The organism is Escherichia sp. E4736 (assembly GCF_005781225.1).
GTDB lineage: Bacteria > Pseudomonadota > Gammaproteobacteria > Enterobacterales > Enterobacteriaceae > Escherichia.
Genome location: NZ_VATT01000007.1, coordinates 235,784 through 253,017 on the forward strand (window position 1 = coordinate 235,784; position 17,234 = coordinate 253,017).

Annotated in this window: 19 protein-coding genes and 1 pseudogene; 11 read left to right on the forward strand and 9 right to left on the reverse strand. The window is 45.3% G+C overall.

All coding sequences use genetic code 11. The annotated features are described in order from the left end of the window. Window positions 1-65: 65 nt before the first annotated feature. Complete coding sequence (icd, locus tag FEK46_RS05770) at window positions 66-1,316, forward strand: NADP-dependent isocitrate dehydrogenase (protein ID WP_000444487.1); 1,251 nt, start codon at window positions 66-68, stop codon at window positions 1,314-1,316. A 188-nt stretch (window positions 1,317-1,504) separates the two neighbouring features. Here icd and FEK46_RS05775 read toward each other — a convergent pair whose 3' ends face one another. Continuing rightward, the gene (locus FEK46_RS05775) at window positions 1,505-1,846 is read right to left on the reverse strand and encodes a DHCW motif cupin fold protein (protein WP_130205597.1); all 342 of its coding nucleotides are present in this window, start codon (window positions 1,844-1,846) and stop codon (window positions 1,505-1,507) included. A gap of 331 nt (window positions 1,847-2,177) precedes the next feature. On the opposite strand from FEK46_RS05775, the gene FEK46_RS05780 reads away from it, so the two are divergent. Then, a complete protein-coding gene (locus FEK46_RS05780) occupies window positions 2,178-2,894 on the forward strand; it encodes a YebC/PmpR family DNA-binding transcriptional regulator (RefSeq protein ID WP_130205599.1) in 717 nt (238 codons plus the stop codon). Window positions 2,895-3,296: 402 nt separating this feature from the next. Here FEK46_RS05780 and FEK46_RS05785 read toward each other — a convergent pair whose 3' ends face one another. Continuing rightward, entirely contained in the window at window positions 3,297-3,626 is a 330-nt protein-coding gene (locus tag FEK46_RS05785; protein WP_130205601.1) for a YkgJ family cysteine cluster protein, read from the reverse strand. A 454-nt stretch (window positions 3,627-4,080) separates the two neighbouring features. Here FEK46_RS05785 and FEK46_RS05790 point away from each other — a divergent pair, with 454 nt between their 5' ends. From FEK46_RS05790 to FEK46_RS05805, 4 genes and pseudogenes are all read left to right on the forward strand, one after another. Next, window positions 4,081-4,482, forward strand: a complete 402-nt coding sequence (locus tag FEK46_RS05790) for a DUF302 domain-containing protein (RefSeq protein ID WP_130205603.1) — start codon at window positions 4,081-4,083, stop codon at window positions 4,480-4,482. Between the two features lie 253 nt (window positions 4,483-4,735). Continuing rightward, complete coding sequence (locus tag FEK46_RS05795) at window positions 4,736-6,259, forward strand: cyclic diguanylate phosphodiesterase (protein ID WP_130205605.1); 1,524 nt, start codon at window positions 4,736-4,738, stop codon at window positions 6,257-6,259. A 130-nt stretch (window positions 6,260-6,389) separates the two neighbouring features. Then, window positions 6,390-6,608: a cell division-associated protein YmgF gene (ymgF, locus tag FEK46_RS05800; protein WP_130205608.1), complete on the forward strand. Its 219-nt coding sequence runs from the start codon at window positions 6,390-6,392 to the stop codon at window positions 6,606-6,608. A gap of 48 nt (window positions 6,609-6,656) precedes the next feature. Beyond that, window positions 6,657-6,800: pseudogene (locus FEK46_RS05805) on the forward strand (autotransporter outer membrane beta-barrel domain-containing protein); the annotation flags it as partial. A gap of 57 nt (window positions 6,801-6,857) precedes the next feature. Here FEK46_RS05805 and FEK46_RS05810 read toward each other — a convergent pair. The 5 genes from FEK46_RS05810 to minC form a co-directional block, all read right to left on the reverse strand. Next, a complete protein-coding gene (locus tag FEK46_RS05810; protein ID WP_074399524.1) occupies window positions 6,858-7,193 on the reverse strand; it encodes a YmgD family protein in 336 nt (111 codons plus the stop codon). A 3-nt stretch (window positions 7,194-7,196) separates the two neighbouring features. Beyond that, entirely contained in the window at window positions 7,197-7,541 is a 345-nt protein-coding gene (locus FEK46_RS05815) for a YMGG-like glycine zipper-containing protein (protein ID WP_130205610.1), read from the reverse strand. A gap of 453 nt (window positions 7,542-7,994) precedes the next feature. Further along, window positions 7,995-8,261 (reverse strand): cell division topological specificity factor MinE, encoded by a 267-nt coding sequence (gene minE, locus FEK46_RS05820; protein ID WP_001185664.1) that lies wholly within the window; start codon window positions 8,259-8,261, stop codon window positions 7,995-7,997. Window positions 8,262-8,264: 3 nt separating this feature from the next. Then, window positions 8,265-9,077 (reverse strand): septum site-determining protein MinD, encoded by an 813-nt coding sequence (gene minD, locus FEK46_RS05825; protein ID WP_000101043.1) that lies wholly within the window; start codon window positions 9,075-9,077, stop codon window positions 8,265-8,267. A 23-nt stretch (window positions 9,078-9,100) separates the two neighbouring features. Then, complete coding sequence (gene minC, locus FEK46_RS05830) at window positions 9,101-9,796, reverse strand: septum site-determining protein MinC (RefSeq protein WP_130205612.1); 696 nt, start codon at window positions 9,794-9,796, stop codon at window positions 9,101-9,103. A 125-nt stretch (window positions 9,797-9,921) separates the two neighbouring features. Between minC and FEK46_RS05835 the strand changes: the two genes are divergently transcribed. From FEK46_RS05835 to umuC, 5 genes are all read left to right on the forward strand, one after another. Continuing rightward, complete coding sequence (locus FEK46_RS05835) at window positions 9,922-10,215, forward strand: YcgL domain-containing protein (RefSeq protein ID WP_130205736.1); 294 nt, start codon at window positions 9,922-9,924, stop codon at window positions 10,213-10,215. A 71-nt stretch (window positions 10,216-10,286) separates the two neighbouring features. Further along, a complete protein-coding gene (locus FEK46_RS05840; protein ID WP_130205613.1) occupies window positions 10,287-10,946 on the forward strand; it encodes a fumarylacetoacetate hydrolase family protein in 660 nt (219 codons plus the stop codon). Between the two features lie 90 nt (window positions 10,947-11,036). After that, entirely contained in the window at window positions 11,037-11,483 is a 447-nt protein-coding gene (locus FEK46_RS05845; protein ID WP_205712811.1) for a YcgN family cysteine cluster protein, read from the forward strand. Window positions 11,484-13,193: 1,710 nt separating this feature from the next. After that, window positions 13,194-13,613: a translesion error-prone DNA polymerase V autoproteolytic subunit gene (locus FEK46_RS05855; protein WP_130205617.1), complete on the forward strand. Its 420-nt coding sequence runs from the start codon at window positions 13,194-13,196 to the stop codon at window positions 13,611-13,613. Beyond that, the gene (gene umuC, locus FEK46_RS05860; protein WP_135491162.1) at window positions 13,613-14,881 is read left to right on the forward strand and encodes a DNA polymerase V catalytic protein; all 1,269 of its coding nucleotides are present in this window, start codon (window positions 13,613-13,615) and stop codon (window positions 14,879-14,881) included. The genes FEK46_RS05855 and umuC overlap by 1 nt, the downstream gene beginning before the upstream one ends. Window positions 14,882-14,926: 45 nt before the next feature. Here umuC and dsbB read toward each other — a convergent pair whose 3' ends face one another. Beyond that, a complete protein-coding gene (dsbB, locus tag FEK46_RS05865; RefSeq protein WP_130205621.1) occupies window positions 14,927-15,457 on the reverse strand; it encodes a disulfide bond formation protein DsbB in 531 nt (176 codons plus the stop codon). 145 nt (window positions 15,458-15,602) lie between these two features. Beyond that, window positions 15,603-17,144, reverse strand: a complete 1,542-nt coding sequence (gene nhaB, locus FEK46_RS05870) for a Na(+)/H(+) antiporter NhaB (protein WP_130205623.1) — start codon at window positions 17,142-17,144, stop codon at window positions 15,603-15,605. Between the last annotated feature and the right edge of the window lie 90 nt (window positions 17,145-17,234).

Consider the following 17,234-nt stretch of genomic DNA (forward strand, 5'->3'; position numbering starts at 1 on the left):
GGACGCAAACGCATATGCAACGTGGTGGCAGACGAGCAAACCAGTAGCGCTCGAAGGAGAGGTGAATGGAAAGTAAAGTAGTTGTTCCGGCACAAGGCAAGAAGATCACCCTGCAAAACGGCAAACTCAACGTTCCTGAAAATCCGATTATCCCTTACATTGAAGGTGATGGAATCGGTGTAGATGTAACCCCAGCCATGCTGAAAGTGGTCGACGCTGCAGTCGAGAAAGCCTATAAAGGCGAGCGTAAAATCTCCTGGATGGAAATTTACACCGGTGAAAAATCCACACAGGTTTATGGTCAGGATGTCTGGCTGCCTGCTGAAACCCTTGATCTGATTCGTGAATATCGCGTTGCTATTAAAGGCCCGCTGACCACTCCGGTTGGTGGCGGTATTCGTTCTCTCAACGTTGCCCTGCGCCAGGAACTTGATCTCTACATCTGCCTGCGTCCGGTACGTTACTATCAGGGCACCCCAAGCCCGGTTAAACACCCTGAACTGACCGATATGGTTATCTTCCGTGAAAACTCGGAAGACATTTATGCAGGTATCGAATGGAAAGCAGACTCTGCCGACGCTGAGAAAGTAATTAAATTCCTGCGTGAAGAGATGGGCGTGAAGAAAATTCGCTTCCCGGAACACTGCGGTATCGGTATTAAGCCATGTTCTGAAGAAGGCACCAAACGTCTTGTTCGTGCCGCAATCGAATACGCAATTGCTAACGATCGTGACTCTGTGACCCTGGTGCACAAAGGCAACATCATGAAGTTCACCGAAGGCGCGTTTAAAGACTGGGGCTACCAGCTGGCGCGTGAAGAGTTTGGCGGTGAACTGATCGACGGCGGCCCGTGGCTGAAAGTTAAAAACCCGAATACCGGCAAAGAGATCGTCATTAAAGACGTGATTGCTGATGCATTCCTGCAACAGATCCTGCTGCGTCCGGCTGAATATGATGTTATCGCCTGTATGAACCTGAACGGTGACTACATTTCTGACGCCCTGGCAGCGCAGGTTGGCGGTATCGGTATCGCCCCTGGTGCAAACATCGGTGACGAATGCGCCCTGTTTGAAGCCACCCACGGTACTGCGCCGAAATATGCCGGTCAGGACAAAGTTAACCCAGGCTCTATCATCCTCTCCGCTGAGATGATGCTGCGCCATATGGGCTGGACTGAAGCCGCAGACCTGATTGTTAAAGGTATGGAAGGCGCAATCAACGCGAAGACCGTAACATATGACTTCGAACGTCTGATGGAAGGCGCTAAGCTGCTGAAATGTTCAGAGTTTGGTGATGCGATCATCAAGAACATGTAATTCGGTAATTTATTAAATTCATTAACGGGAGCGTAACGCTCCCGTTATTTTTGCCAGGATGCTAACGGTTATCAAAATAAGTTATCAAAACCCCCAGGTAGTTGGGGGATGGTCAGATGGTTGTTCTACTGCCAGGTTCCAATTCTGTGCCAGAATCGGACGTCGCAATCGCAACAACGACGAATCCTTTAGTCCACAATAAAGAGTTTTGCTCCTGTCTCCGTTCTGGACTGATGTGGCTCTGCGTTATCACCAACCTGATAACTCATCCCCGCAGTTAAAGTGAATTTGCGGCCATCTGCGAGCAGTGTTTCGAGTTCTCCCTCCAAGCATAAAAGGATATGACCTTTACTGCACCAATGATCCGCCAGGTAACCTGGGGTATATTCAACCATTCGCACACGGATTTGGTTCGGCTTGTGACCAAAAAATTGTGTGCGCCAGTAGGCCATGCCTGTTTCCCCGGGATGTTCTGTTTTTTCGACTTCACCCCAGTTGGTGGTGCCAAAAGCAAATGCTTCGATATTCATTTTATGGCCTTTCGTTGTTAAGAAAGAGTGCTTGAGCCTAGGTTGGAATGAATTAACATTAACATAAGAAAAAATAATTTATATATCAACACATTATTTTTGCCTTAGGTATTATTATAGCGTTTCAATAATTAAGGGCAAAAAGCTAAAACTAAATCCGAAAAATAATCTGGTAACATTATTTAAATAATGGAGAATTAAACTGTCGCTATACATTTATCTTATTTCTAATTCTCATAGACGAATTTTTTCATGTTATGATATAATATGACGAAAATCGCAGGTTATCAACCTGTTATTGATGTAAATAAATTTCGAGGAGATTATTCCAGTGGGACGTAAATGGGCCAATATCGTAGCTAAAAAAACGGCTAAAGACGGGGCAACGTCTAAAGTATATGCAAAATTCGGTGTGGAAATCTATGCTGCGGCTAAACAAGGTGAACCAGACCCAGAATTAAACACTTCTTTAAAGTTCGTTATTGAACGCGCGAAGCAGGCGCAAGTTCCAAAACACGTTATTGATAAAGCTATTGATAAAGCCAAAGGTGGCGGAGACGAAACGTTCGTACAAGGACGTTATGAAGGCTTTGGACCCAATGGTTCAATGATTATCGCTGAAACGTTGACTTCAAACGTTAACCGTACGATTGCTAACGTTCGTACAATTTTCAATAAAAAAGGCGGTAACATTGGCGCGGCAGGTTCTGTCAGCTATATGTTTGACAATACTGGCGTGATTGTATTTAAAGGAACTGACCCTGACCGTATTTTTGAAATTTTGCTTGAAGCTGAAGTGGATGTCCGTGATGTGACCGAAGAAGAAGGAAACATCGTTATTTATACTGAGCCTACAGACCTTCATAAAGGAATTGCAGCTCTAAAAGCAGCTGGAATTACTGAGTTCTCAACAACAGAATTAGAAATGATTGCTCAATCAGAAGTTGAGCTTTCACCAGAAGATTTAGAAATCTTTGAAGGACTTATTGATGCCCTCGAAGATGACGACGATGTTCAAAAAGTATATCATAACGTTGCAAATCTCTAATTATAAATTAAAGAAATCTGTCTTTATGGCAGATTTCTTATTCTTAAAGAATGTTTAAAAGCATATAAAAAGACTCTCATCTAAAAAATAAGACTAATCGAAATTACTGGTTTTAACTATCTCATGATTAACGGCAAAGGATCATCCGATGAGTGGAAATAGCGCGAAAAACGTAATGGTTTATAGTCGAAATATCAGAATGTAATGCCTGTTAATTGTTACGTAAAATATCAAGAATGATCATCAAGAACTGAATTCTAAAATGGCAGTTTTCACCAAAATGTTGCCCGGTACCAGGAACATATGGCATTGTATTCTTGATACTCGGGCAATGGGCATGTTACATCAGAATATAATCATGGATACGCAGTTTTATAGCGCCCATTAAAAATGAAAAGTGATTTAAATTGGCGGCAGCCCATATTTTGCTCGGGCGCGATTACATGCCTCATTAATCTTCCCATCCTCGCCAGACATGGCGAATTCTCGACATGTCGATGAGCGATTCTTATATATGGTGCAACATGCGTTTTTTCCAGGCGTTCCTGCCAGGGCGACACAACGTGGATCCTTCTGGTTAGTACCGCTCATACATCGGTGGTAAGGGGATATTTGCTCAGTAAGATGAGCCGGGATAGTGCCGCCTGCATCATCTGCTTCGGCCCAGTAAAAAGAGACGCGGAAAAATGCACAACAGGCACCACACGCCAGGCATGGATTCAGATTGCTCATAATTCACCAGTACTACTATATACATCACAATACATCATAACAAAAAATGCAGACACGCCCTGTAAAGATGCGTGTCTGTGACCGGCTGGTGAATTTTCTATAGTCAACTACTGAATGATCACCAGCTGTTATTAATTTTACATATCCACTGAGATATAACCAGATAGTCAAAATATAAACAGAGTAAATTAATCTTTACAATTTGTAACTACAGGGTTTAGGAAGGGAGTGCTTTATGGAATCAGAGTCTACATTATCTTGTTACTATAGGATGATTTTATAAGCATGGTGGATATTGTGATTGTTTTAATTCTGGTTGATTAAAGGAACTCATCAGAAAATGTTATTTCTCTGATGTTCAAAAATATGAGCAAGCTCAGGTTATAATATTTTGTATTTATATTACGGTTGTCTCATCGTTCACATTGATTATTGTGTTAATGGTAAAAACGTTATGATTCAATTCAATAGTGCATTTGACTTCGAGCATACCAGAACACGTCTTCTTAAGGCGGTATCAAATAATGGTCTGGTTTTATTTGGCGAGTTTGACCACGCGAAAGCTGCCAGTAATGCAGGTCTTGTAATGCCGCCAACGACTGTTCTGGTATTTGGTAATCCTGAAAAGGGAACGCCTTTGATGTTGGAACATCCAGACCTCGCTCTGGATTTACCTTTCAGGGTACTCCTTCGCCAGTTGCCCGGAGGTCAGGTCAACGTTAGATTTCATTCGGCAGAAGAATTGAAATGTTATGGACTTGACTCAACGGCGATACAAACGCTGAAAAAGCTGGAATTGCTGGTACAGAAATGCATTCAACCTATTGATTCACATATGTATAAAGGCGAAGGTTAAAGCTAAACAGAAACGTGCTCAACCTATATTTTTGTTCCCGAATTATTACCCCATGCCTCTTGTCTGCTTAAAGACCCATTGATCAGCGCGAACATTAGTTTTTCATCAGTCATTGAAAGACTTGCGGCATGTTGGGCAAAATTTCATCTGATGCGTGGATATTTCTGATTCTCTCGACCATGCTCTCTGTAGACGCCAGATTGAGCGAATGAATGTCAACCCCCTCTATTAACCTGTTGTCAGGGACACGCAGATGCGCAATACACTTATCCCTATCCTCGCTGCGGTTTGCCTGTTTATTACCGGCGTCTCTATTTTGAACATCCAGCTCTGGTATTCCGCAAAAGCGGAGAGCCTGGCAGGGGCGAGATATGCCGCAAACAATATCAATTATATACTTGAGGAAGCGTCACAGGCGATTCAAACGGTACGGGAAATAGCCAGAAAAGGGTGTGATCTGGATGAACAATATCAACTAGGTACAGAAGCAGCGCTCAAGCCACATCTGCGTACGATCATCATTCTCAAACAAGATGCGGTCTGGTGTACTTCACTGCCGGGGAACCGCGTACTGCTATCACGTATACCCGTGATTCCTGAAAGCAATTTACTGCTAGCTCCGGCAATCGATACTGTTAATAAAATGCCCATTTTGCTTTATCAGAATCAGTTCGCAGATACCCGAGTTTTGGTGACTATTAGCGATCAGCATATTCGTGGCGCGCTCAATGTGCCGTTGAAGGGGGCGAAATATACTTTACTCGTTGGCGGTAGCATTATTGGCCCGTCGGGAGATGTGACAGCTCTCAATGGTAAAAATCATTTTTCTGGGCGAGTCAGTTCCACAAAATATCATTTCAGTATTATTTATAACCAGCCGCCTCTATTTAGCTTTAGCAGACTTATCGATAAAGGTCTGGGGATTTTGATATTCATTTTGTTGATTTCCTGCGCCGTTGTCTTCCTGCTTGATAAATATTTCAACAAAAGCGCGACACCGGAAGAGATCCTGCGGCGGGCAATACATAACGGTGAAATTGTGCCTTTTTATCAACCAGTGGTAAATGGGCTGGAAGGGACGTTACGCGGCGTGGAAGTCCTTGCCCGCTGGAAACACCCTCGGGGAGGATATATCTCTCCTGCGGCTTTCATTCCTCTTGCTGAAAAATCAGGGTTGATAGTTCCGCTCACCCAAAGTTTGATGAGCCAGGTCGCCAAACAAATGAATGCGATCGAAAGTAAACTGCCAGAAGGTTTTCACGTTGGGATAAATTTCAGCGCCTCGCATATTATTTCGCCGACATTTGTTGAAGAATGCCTGAAATACAAGGACAGCTTCACGCGCCGTGATTTGAATCTCGTGCTTGAAGTCACTGAGCGTGAGCCTTTGCATGTTGATGAAAGTCTGGTCCAGCGACTAAACATTTTGCATGAAAATGGTTTTGTCATCGCACTGGATGATTTTGGTACTGGATACTCGGGGCTTTCTTATCTCCATGATCTACATATTGATTATATTAAGATTGATCACAGCTTCGTCGGGCGGGTCAACGCAGATCCAGATTCCACCCGGATCCTGGACTGCGTGCTGGATCTGGCGCGCAAACTTTCTATCAGTATTGTCGCTGAAGGTGTTGAGACGAAGGAGCAGCTCGATTACCTGAACCAAAACAACATCACGTTCCAACAGGGATACTATTTCTATAAACCAGTGACATATATTGAGCTGGTCAAAATTATTCTCTCAAAACCGAAGGTGAAAGTGGTGGTTGAGTGAAAAATGATCGCCTGAGCGTGAGGTGACGTAATTATAGACAGCTAATTAGCTCGTTTCGTCTTGTTACTATTGTTCATTATTTTGTTTGCTATAATTGTCTGAAATTTTTGACAGGATTACCATCAGTAGCATGAACAAGAGTAATAATCTGGATTATTTTACTTTATATATCATTTTCTCCATTGCATTTATGCTAATCACTTTCCTGGTTATCCTTTTTGCCAAACCCAGCACCTGGCTGGGAGAAGTGCTTGTTACTATAAATTTGCTAAATGCGTTGGTTTGGTTGGCGATCAATGTGGTTAATCGGTTAAGGGAAAAACTCGTTAGCCATAGGGATCAGCATTAATCCTTCTGTTATCACTGTCAGAAAACGGCTAAATGAGTTGCTGGCAGTGCGCGTAATCTGGGGGAAATTAAACTTGGCGTAAATGGCAATCTGAATCCAGCGGCCAGCGTCTGGGGAAATGTTGGCGTTCAACTCGGTGATAATGGCTACAATGACACCGCAGTTATGGTGGGATTGAAATATAAGTTCTGATTCCTTCGCCTGCTAAAAAAACGCGCCGAATCAATCGGCGCGGTACGACATTAATGATTATTTTTTGCCAATGGCACGCATGGTGTCATCAATGGCGGTAATTAACAGCATTTGCGGATCTTTAGCACAAACTTGGTTCAGTTTTTCTACCACTTTGGCACTGAGTTCCGGAGATTGCTCGATTTTTAAATCACGGCTCGTAACGCTGGCGTTACCCATTACAGCCACAATTTCTGCAACCTGTGCGCTGTCAGTTTTTGCCATTTCGTTGGCTTCAGCACAAGTAATATAGGTTTCTGCTGGCAAACCGTTCTTAATATTGTAGTCCTGCGCCCAGCTCATTGGTGCGAAAACAAACAGACCAGCCAGTAATGCAAATTTTTTCATCATCATTCCTTATTTCATTTTACCCAGAATGGCACCACCTGTGCCGCCAACTACAGCACCTTTAATCGCGCCTTCCAGACCATTGCCGGTCAACACGCCAGTGACTGCACCAACGGCAGCACCCACTTTCGCACCTTTGCGGGCATTTTTACCGTCACGACCTTTTTCAGTTACTGCACCAACACCAGCGCCCACAGCAGCGCCTTTCAGCACACCATTAACGCCATTGCCAGTCAGTAAACCTACGCCTGCACCTAACAGCGCACCTTTCGTGGTGCGATTCATATCCGCCATTGCTGGTGCGGAGCAGAACAATGCTGAGATAAGCCCGAAGGCGAGTATTTTTTTCTTCAACTTAGATGTCCGGTATTAAGTAAGTTGCACACACAATAATTTCGTCTTTAATTAATATTCACTTAACTAAAGAACGCTCGCTATTATTCAGATAATTCAAAATGAGCGCGAATGGTATAATAGTAATTGTGTTTTATGCTTGAATGGGAATAATCTTAAATAAGGATTAACTCATTGATTTGAAATATTTTCTTCAAGAAATGTCATCAGGTGTTAACATGGTATTGTAAAGGTTATGCGATCTGAAATATCAATATTGTTGTGTGATTTAAATGTAAAAAATATTTATCAAAAAAGGCAGGATAAGTAATTTCGCTCTGGTGGCAATAGTGTGAATTAGCGGCGATTTGAGCTGACAATAGAAGGGGAGAACAAAATTTAGACCAAATGCAATCTGACAGATACCAGTATAAACAACCGGTAACTGTCAGATCAGGTTTGAGCTAATACAGCTTATTTCAGCTCTTCTGCTTCTGGTAAGGTCACGTTAAGCTCAAGAATGGAAATATCGCCATCCTTTTGCTCGAGTTGTACGGTTACCATCTCGGGATCAATTTGTACGTATTTACAAATGACATCAAGAATATCTTTACGCAACTGCGGCAGATAGTGTGGTTCTGCATCGCTGCGACGACGTTCAGCAACAATAATCTGCAGCCGTTCTTTTGCAATGTTGGCCGTGTTTTTCTTCCGTGAGAGAAAGAAATCGAGTAATGCCATAACTTATCCTCCGAACAAGCGTTTGAGGAAGCCTTTCTTCTCTTCTTCAATGAAGCGGAAAGGGCGTTCTTCACCCAACAGGCGTTCTACGGTATCTGCGTAGGCTTTACCCGCATCGGCATTGATGTCGAGAATGACCGGTTCACCCTGGTTAGAGGCGCGCAATACGGATTGATCCTCTGGGATCACACCGACGAGTTTGATGCGCAGGATTTCCAGCACGTCTTCCATACTCAGCATGTCTCCTTTGTGCACGCGACCAGGGTTATAGCGCGTTAACAGCAGGTGCTCTTTAATGGGTTCTTCGCCGTTTTCTGCGCGACGTGATTTCGACGCCAGAATACCTAAAATACGGTCAGAGTCACGAACTGATGAGACTTCCGGGTTCGTGGTAATAATGGCTTCATCAGCGAAATAAAGAGCCATTAATGCACCGGTTTCAATACCCGCCGGTGAGTCACAAACGATAAACTCAAAGTCCATCGCTTTTAGGTCATCAAGAACTTTGGCCACCCCTTCGCGGGTGAGGGCATCTTTATCGCGAGTTTGCGATGCCGGGAGAATGTAGAGGTTATCAGTACGCTTATCCTTAATTAGCGCCTGATTTAGCGTTGCATCGCCCTGAATGACGTTGACGAAATCGTACACGACCCGACGCTCACAACCCATAATCAGGTCGAGGTTACGCAAGCCGATATCAAAATCGATCACGACAGTTTTCTTTCCCTTCTGGGCCAAACCAGTGGCGATGGCCGCGCTGGAGGTGGTCTTTCCAACGCCCCCTTTCCCCGAAGTAACAACAATAATGCGTGCCATAAAAATTCCTTGTTAAAAAGGGATCAATTTAACGATTGAACGGTCAAAGCGTTTTCGACTAATTGCAGCCGTGCCGCTTTGCCATAAAATTCTACTGGGATTTTATCACTCAGCCAGTATTCACCAGCAATAGATACTAGTTCGGCCATCAGGTTAGTACAAAATATTTGCGCTTCCCGGTCACCACTTGCCCCGGCCAGCGCACGACCGCGCATCATGCCATAGATATGAATGTTACCATCTGCGATCAATTCTGCTCCTGCACTTACATTACTTGTAACAATCAAATCACATTGTGGAGCATAAATGCGCTGACCGGAACGTACAGGAGTGTCTATTAAACGTGTTTTTGTGTCCGGGATCGTATTTTGCGCTGGAGCCTGGGGAACGGGAGCTGAACGTGGCGCTTTTTCCTTTCCTTCAGTCAGGATTGGTAGCCCCATCTTTTCTATTTCAGCTTTCAGTTTCGCATTTTTGCAACCGCTGACGCCAATTATCCGCAAGCCAGTTGCTGAGATAGCTTTGTGCATTGCTGACCAGTTGACCCGTTCTTCGAGGCCACTGACATTGAGTACGACGGGTGCATGTTTTAAAAATGCGGGGGCCTGAGCGATTTTGTCTTCCAGCGCTTGATGAATAATCTTAGGCTCTGCCTCATGCAGATGAACCACGGATAAGGTGAAGTTGCTACCTTTAAGCTCGATTGGCGTGTTTGACATCCTGGCCTTACTCAATTAGCTAATTATCATCATCAGCGAGCGATGATATTACGAAGACTATCAGGCATGTTATAGTCTGGATTATATTGAGGCAAGTCACCCCCACATTTATTCAGAGTAAAATTATGTTTTGTGTGATCTATCGAAGTAGCAAACGTGACCAGACCTATTTATATGTCGAAAAAAAAGACGATTTTTCGCGTGTTCCAGAGGAGCTGATGAAAGGGTTTGGCCAACCTCAACTCGCGATGATTCTGCCATTGGATGGGCGGAAAAAACTGGTAAATGCCGATATTGAGAAAGTTAAACAGGCATTAGCCGAGCAAGGTTATTATCTCCAGTTACCACCACCACCTGAGGATTTGCTTAAACAACATCTTTCTGTGATGGCGAAAAATACAGACAGTACTGACAAATAACCGATATCCGGCGGTGGCATCATATTCGTTGGAGCGGGATTTAAGAACCACGATGAAGTGAGAGGAACGTTATGTATCAACATCACAACTGGCAAGGTGCGCTGCTGGATTATCCGGTGAGTAAGGTCGTCTGTGTTGGCAGTAACTATGCCAAACATATTAAAGAGATGGGGAGTGAAGTGCCCGAAGAGCCCGTGTTGTTTATTAAACCTGAAACGGCACTGTGTGATCTGCGCCAGCCCCTGGCTATCCCCTCTAATTTCGGCTCGGTTCATCATGAAGTTGAACTGGCGGTGTTGATTGGCGCGACGCTACGTCAGGCCACGGAAGAGCATGTGCGCAAAGCTATTGCAGGTTACGGTGTGGCGCTCGATCTGACATTACGTGATGTTCAGGGAAAAATGAAGAAAGCCGGACAGCCGTGGGAAAAGGCCAAAGGGTTTGATAACTCGTGTCCACTTTCCGGGTTTATTCCTGCAGCAGAGTTCAGCGGTGATCCACAAAATACGTCGCTGGGTCTAAGTGTAAACGGCGAACAACGCCAACAAGGTACGACTGCGGACATGATCCACAAAATCGTTCCACTGATTGCTTATATGAGCAAGTTTTTTACCCTTAAGGCCGGTGACGTTGTGCTGACAGGCACGCCTGATGGTGTTGGTCCGCTGCACAGTGGCGATGAATTGACGGTTACTTTCGGCGGTCATTCTTTGACAACTCGCGTTTTGTAATACTTTTGCCGCCTGAAAGGGGCGGCAAAGCTTGCATCGCCGTGCCAGACTGGTTATAAGGTGCGTTTTAACGTAATGGTGGAACACCTGATGAGCGATATACCTTTCTGGCAAAGTAAAACCCTGGACGAAATGAGCGATGCAGAATGGGAGTCGTTGTGTGATGGTTGTGGTCAGTGCTGCCTGCATAAACTGATGGATGAGGACACCGACGAAATCTACTTCACTAACGTTGCCTGCCGTCAGCTCAATATTAAAACCTGTCAATGTCGGAACTACGAACGCCGCTTCGAGTTTGAACCCGACTGCATTAAATTAACTCGTGAAAATCTGCCCACGTTCGAATGGCTACCGATGACTTGTGCTTATCGCTTGTTGGCGGAGGGTAAAGATTTACCTGCGTGGCATCCGCTACTTACCGGTTCAAAAGCAGCCATGCATGGCGAACGCATTTCAGTGCGCCATATCGCGGTGAAAGAGTCGGAAGTGATTGACTGGCAGGACCATATCTTAAATAAACCTGACTGGGCGCAATAATCCGCATCAGTCAAACCGCCGCGAAAATGGTCCTTGCGGTTTTCTGGTCATCAATAACAAGGTCTGGCGCACAGTGTATTAGCGATTTGCTACCCGGGAAGAAATGAACCGATTTCCCAGACGTGTCGCCAGAGTGCCACGATGAAGTTTGGGCTGGCGGTATATTGGAAGTATGAAATATTTTGTACTGGTGGGCTGACGTATTAATCCTGAATCCTGCAAAAAATTTTCGAGCTAAAAAGTGAGAGCGTCATCGCTGTTTCTAAGTAAATTGCAGCACGCGAAAAAAGATAATCTACGGTATGACAATAATTTAAATGCCGTAACCAATGGACACATTAATTAGACTGCCTGAACATGCATGCTTATTCTACTCAGGTGTTCTGGTGGGTATAAAATGAAAGACGGTAAATTCGGACATCAAACGACGTCGTTATATATCCGAGCTACAGGTAGTTGATATAAAATACTCGTGAATATGCTTGTAGAATATGTGAAAAATTCATAAAGTCCTTTTATATTGTTAGCTTTATTTAGCGCTATGCACTGGCGGTTGAAACTGAGAATGGGTGATTCTGATTACGTGAGATTGTTCAATTCCAGTCTATGTTTACTCTACAATCATGCAAATGACAGTGGACAAAGAAGCGCCATCAGGCGATGGATTCGCCGTAGAATGCTATTGCCTGAGCAGAATAGGCCACAGCAAGATCCTGATCTACCCTATGATTTTCAACATAATAAATACCCCCATCTTCCTGAGCGTAAATACCTAACGTTACGCAACTCCCCCCCACGCATGGAAAAGTCCTGCATTAACTTTTTGTCTGTCATATTGCTTTTCATTATCCAACTCTGGCGTGATTAATATCACGCCGTGCTGAAAAAGCTCCATTCATACTGTTAATCCATGGTAACGTGTCTTTAGCTGATCGATAAACTTTAGGGCTATAGTAAAAACGCTTCACGATAAAAATATAAATATCGGAAGATATTATTGACTTGATCATTATCAATGACCATCTTGAAGGCCGCCACCGGGAATAATGTGTCAGGAAAATAATAACTACTCTTTATATCATTTTAATATCGAAGATATCCCATTAACTAAAACATCTGTAATTCTATTGATCATTAAATCCTCGTTGTTAATAAAACAAATGGCTTCTTTTATTATTTTTTTTTGAGGCTTATTTATGGTCTGTGTTATTGCTCTCGTTGTCCATCTTCTCAGATTTATTGTGGTGGGCAGAGTCCAAAGTGATGAAACCAAAGAACTGGTTGATGTCGTAACCGGATAACTCACTGCTATCCATTCATTACATGGCCAGGATCACACGGGTACAGGATGAGCCGTAGAGCAAGGTCCGTAGGTTTACGGTGGGTTAGATAGTAAAAAGAAACGCGGCTGTCGGATTGTAGCCGCGGGACAAGGTCCAAAAATTTCCAAGAGTCGTTGAATTTCCCAGCTTTTTTGGAAGCACAGGTATCTTACTAATAACTAAAAAAGGTTTAAACTATAAAATTAACCGTATTTTCAGGTAATGCTTACCGACATATCCATACCGCGTTCAGATGGTTAACAGTGGGGCGGCAATCCTTAAGGATCAGCCTACGCAGCGACAGGTATTGATAGCCTGAATCAGTATTGATCTGCTGGTAAGAACAGACTACTGTATATAAAAACAGTATAACTTCAGGCAGATTATTATGTTGTTTATCAAGCCTGCGGATCTCCGCGAAATTGTGACTTTTCCGCTGTTTAGCGATCTTGTTCAGTGTGGCTTTCCTTCACCGGCAGCGGATTACGTTGAACAGCGTATCGATCTGAATCAATTGCTTATTCAGCATCCCAGCGCGACTTACTTCGTCAAAGCGAGCGGAGACTCCATGATTGACGGTGGGATTAGTGACGGTGATTTATTGATTGTCGATAGCGCTATTACCGCCAGCCACGGTGATATCGTCATCGCTGCTGTCGATGGCGAGTTTACGGTGAAAAAATTGCAGTTGCGCCCGACGGTACAGCTTATTCCCATGAATAGCGCGTACTCGCCGATTACCCTCGGCAGCGAGGATACGCTGGATGTCTTTGGCGTAGTTGTCCATGTAATAAAGGCGATGCGCTGATGTTTGCCCTTTGCGATGTGAACTCGTTTTATGCCAGTTGTGAAGCGGTGTTTCGCCCTGACTTATGGGGTAAACCGGTGGTTGTGCTATCGAATAATGACGGTTGCGTTATTGCCCGAAACGCTGAGGCAAAGGCGCTGGGCGTTAAAATGGGCGATCCCTGGTTCAAACAAAAAGAGCTGTTTCGTCGCTGTGGCGTTGTCTGCTTTAGCAGCAATTATGAGCTTTACGCAGACATGAGCAATCGGGTGATGTCGACGCTGGAAGAGCTATCTCCTCGCGTGGAGATTTACAGTATTGATGAAGCGTTCTGCGATTTGACGGGGGTACGTAACTGCCGCGATCTCACTGACTTTGGCAGAGAAATTCGCGCAACGGTACTGCAACGAACGCATCTCACCGTGGGGGTGGGTATCGCTCAGACCAAAACGCTGGCAAAACTTGCCAATCATGCGGCAAAAAAATGGCAGCGGCAGACCGGTGGGGTGGTGGATTTATCTAATCTGGAACGCCAGCGTAAATTAATGGCCGCTTTACCCGTAGATGAAGTCTGGGGAATTGGACGGCGCATCAGCAAAAAATTGAACACGATGGGTATCAAAACCGTTCTGGATTTGGCGGATACTGATATCCGGTTTATCCGTAAACATTTTAATGTCGTGCTCGAAAGAACGGTGCGTGAACTGCGCGGCGAACCCTGTTTGCAGCTGGAAGAGTTTGCACCGACGAAGCAGGAAATTATCTGTTCCCGCTCGTTTGGCGAACGTATCACGGATTATGAATCGATGCGGCAGGCCATTTGTAGTTACGCCGCCCGGGCGGCAGAAAAACTCCGCAGTGAGCATCAATATTGTCGGTTTATCTCCACGTTTATTAAAACGTCGCCATTTGCGCTCAATGAATCCTATTACGGTAATAGTGCGTCGGTAAAACTGCTGACGCCTACCCAGGACAGCAGAGACATTATTAACGCGGCTACGCGATCTCTGGACGCCATCTGGCAAGCGGGCCATCGCTACCAAAAAGCGGGAGTGATGCTGGGCGATTTTTTCAGTCAGGGAGTGGCGCAGCTAAATTTGTTCGATGACAACGCACCGCGTCCCGGTAGTGAACAATTGATGGCGGTAATGGATATGCTGAATGCTAAGGATGGCAGGGGAACACTCTATTTTGCCGGGCAGGGGATCCAGCAACAATGGCAGATGAAGCGAGCCATGCTTTCACCACGTTATACAACGCGAAGTTCTGATTTACTGCGAGTCAAATAAACATAGCGGCAGGAAAAAGACGCTCCCGCAGGAGCGCCGAATTGATTAGCGACCAAACAGATCACGTTTTTTCGCTTTAAATGGCTGGGAAATCACCACCAGCACCGCGACAATCAGGTAAGCGATAAAAATACCGAGCAACCACTGTGGCATTTCCAGACCTAAAAATTCCCACTGACGCTCGGCACAATCGCCAGAGGCGACAAACACTTGTGGCACCCATTTATCCAGCGGCAGCCAGTCCGGGAAGCGAACCATGAAATCACAGGTCGCAAACGGTGAGGGATAGAGTTGAAGCATAGTGTGTTCGTAAGTTAACTGTACACCGCGGAACGCACTGTATAACCAGATAATCATTGCTACATAACGTAGCGGAGTTTTCGGGGCGATGGCGCCAATGAGTGCAGCGCCCAGAACGCCAAATAACGCACAACGTTCATAAATACAGAGCACGCAAGGTTTTAGTAACATCACATGCTGGAACCACAGCGCCGTCAGTTCCAGTGCCAGAGCGGTTAACGCCATTAACAACCACGCACCCCGGCCTTGTGAACATTGGTTCAAAAATCGCAACATAATAATTTCCCTGCAATATGCATCGAATGCGCAGTTTAAACCAATTCATTCGTTGCGCCACCAGGAGGGAGTAAAAATAGGATGTAATTGAACAATTATCGGGCGAAAAGGCAAACCGGGCATAAATATGCCCGGTAAGTTGTTATCAAAGCGTTGCTATCCACCCCATTTGCATAAACCATTCGGTTACAGGGGCAAGAGTAAACTCGACGCAGAGCAGTCCGACGAGAGTCAGTACGAGGGTATAAGGCAGGGCCATCCACACCATGCGGCCATAAGAGAGGCGAATCAATGGCGCGAGTGCGGAGGTCAGCAGGAACAAGAATGCAGCCTGTCCGTTCGGTGTAGCGACGGAGGGCAGATTGGTCCCGGTGTTAATAGCGACCGCCAGCAGCTCGTATTGCTTCAGGGTGATAACGCCACTCTCCATAGCTGCCTTCGCTTCGTTGATATAAATCGTCCCCACGAAGACGTTATCCGAAATGGATGACAGCAGGCCGTTGAAAATATAGAACAGTGACAACTGGGCGTGTTCCGATGCCTGTAGGACAAAATGAATAATTGGCGAGAACAATTGCTGGTCGATAATCACCGCAACTACCGAGAAAAAGACCGTCAACAATGCGGTAAACGGAAGTGATTCGGTGAAGGCTTTGCCGATAGCGTGTTCATCAGTCACACCGGTCAGTGATGTCGCCAGAATGATCACAGACAAACCAATTAAGCCAACTTCTGCCAGATGTAGTGCCAGCGCGATAACCAGCCAGACGCCGATGGCGGCCTGGACAATCAGGCGAACTTTATCCTGGCGGGTACGCTGTTGGCGGCTTTGATCGTCAAACTGCTGCAGCACTTCGCGGACTTTCTCCGGCAGTGTTTCACCGTAGCCAAACCAACGCATTTTTTCCACCAGCAGGCAGGTTAACATGCCGCCGATCAGGACCGGAACGGTTACCGGCGACATGCGCAGAAAGAAATCGCCAAAATGCCAGCCAGCGGCTTTGGCGATAATCAGGTTTTGCGGTTCGCCTACCATAGTCATCACGCCGCCTAATGCGGTACCGACGCCCGCGTGCATCATCAGGCTACGTAGAAAAGCACGGAACTGCTCCAGCACCACCTTGTAATGTTTGTCGATATGGCTGTCGTCTTGCAGGTCGGTATCTTCCGTGCGGGAAGAGGCTACGCGGTGATAAATACCATAAAAACCGACAGCGACGCTGATCACCACCGCCACGACGGTTAAGGCATCAAGGAACGCGGAGAGAAATGCTGCCGCAATGCAAAAAGAGAGCGACAACAGCATTTTGGAGCGAATGCTTAACAGCAAGCGGGTAAAAATGAACAGCAATAGCTGTTTCATAAAATAGATCCCCGCAACCATAAACATCAGTAGCAGCAAAACCTCAAGGTTTGCAGCCACCTCTTCCCGAACATGTCCTGCGCTGGTCATGCCAATAAATACGGCTTCGATAGCCAACAGACCACCTGGCAGTAGCGGATAGCACTTCAGGGCCATTGCCAGCGTGAAAATAAATTCCGCTACCAGCAGCCAGCCAGCAACAAAAGGACTGATGAGAAAAATGAGCGGGTTAATAATTAAAAAAATGATGAGGGCAAGTTTGTACCAGTCGGGTGACTGGCCTAAAAAATTGCGCCATAACGCGCGGCCCCAGGAGATTTCCATGATGGTTTCCCTTACCTTAGTAATAATCAATGATGTTTTTATGTTTAAGCGCAAAGCTTAACGGTCGGGCAGGAGTGAGGCAAGTATTGA

Bases quoted from the DNA above. Each gene is read 5' to 3' on its own strand.
- minE (WP_001185664.1), bottom strand. From the start codon at position 8,261: ATGGCATTACTCGATTTCTTTCTCTCACGGAAGAAAAACACGGCCAAC.
- dsbB (WP_130205621.1), bottom strand. From the start codon at position 15,457: ATGTTGCGATTTTTGAACCAATGTTCACAAGGCCGGGGTGCGTGGTTG.
- icd (WP_000444487.1), top strand. From the start codon at position 66: ATGGAAAGTAAAGTAGTTGTTCCGGCACAAGGCAAGAAGATCACCCTG.
- FEK46_RS05855 (WP_130205617.1), top strand. From the start codon at position 13,194: ATGTTGTTTATCAAGCCTGCGGATCTCCGCGAAATTGTGACTTTTCCG.
- umuC (WP_135491162.1), top strand. From the start codon at position 13,613: ATGTTTGCCCTTTGCGATGTGAACTCGTTTTATGCCAGTTGTGAAGCG.
- FEK46_RS05845 (WP_205712811.1), top strand. From the start codon at position 11,037: ATGAGCGATATACCTTTCTGGCAAAGTAAAACCCTGGACGAAATGAGC.
- minC (WP_130205612.1), bottom strand. From the start codon at position 9,796: ATGTCAAACACGCCAATCGAGCTTAAAGGTAGCAACTTCACCTTATCC.
- nhaB (WP_130205623.1), bottom strand. From the start codon at position 17,144: ATGGAAATCTCCTGGGGCCGCGCGTTATGGCGCAATTTTTTAGGCCAG.
- FEK46_RS05840 (WP_130205613.1), top strand. From the start codon at position 10,287: ATGTATCAACATCACAACTGGCAAGGTGCGCTGCTGGATTATCCGGTG.
- FEK46_RS05775 (WP_130205597.1), bottom strand. From the start codon at position 1,846: ATGAATATCGAAGCATTTGCTTTTGGCACCACCAACTGGGGTGAAGTC.
- minD (WP_000101043.1), bottom strand. From the start codon at position 9,077: ATGGCACGCATTATTGTTGTTACTTCGGGGAAAGGGGGCGTTGGAAAG.
- FEK46_RS05795 (WP_130205605.1), top strand. From the start codon at position 4,736: ATGCGCAATACACTTATCCCTATCCTCGCTGCGGTTTGCCTGTTTATT.
- ymgF (WP_130205608.1), top strand. From the start codon at position 6,390: ATGAACAAGAGTAATAATCTGGATTATTTTACTTTATATATCATTTTC.
- FEK46_RS05810 (WP_074399524.1), bottom strand. From the start codon at position 7,193: ATGATGATGAAAAAATTTGCATTACTGGCTGGTCTGTTTGTTTTCGCA.
- FEK46_RS05835 (WP_130205736.1), top strand. From the start codon at position 9,922: ATGTTTTGTGTGATCTATCGAAGTAGCAAACGTGACCAGACCTATTTA.
- FEK46_RS05790 (WP_130205603.1), top strand. From the start codon at position 4,081: ATGATTCAATTCAATAGTGCATTTGACTTCGAGCATACCAGAACACGT.
- FEK46_RS05785 (WP_130205601.1), bottom strand. From the start codon at position 3,626: ATGAGCAATCTGAATCCATGCCTGGCGTGTGGTGCCTGTTGTGCATTT.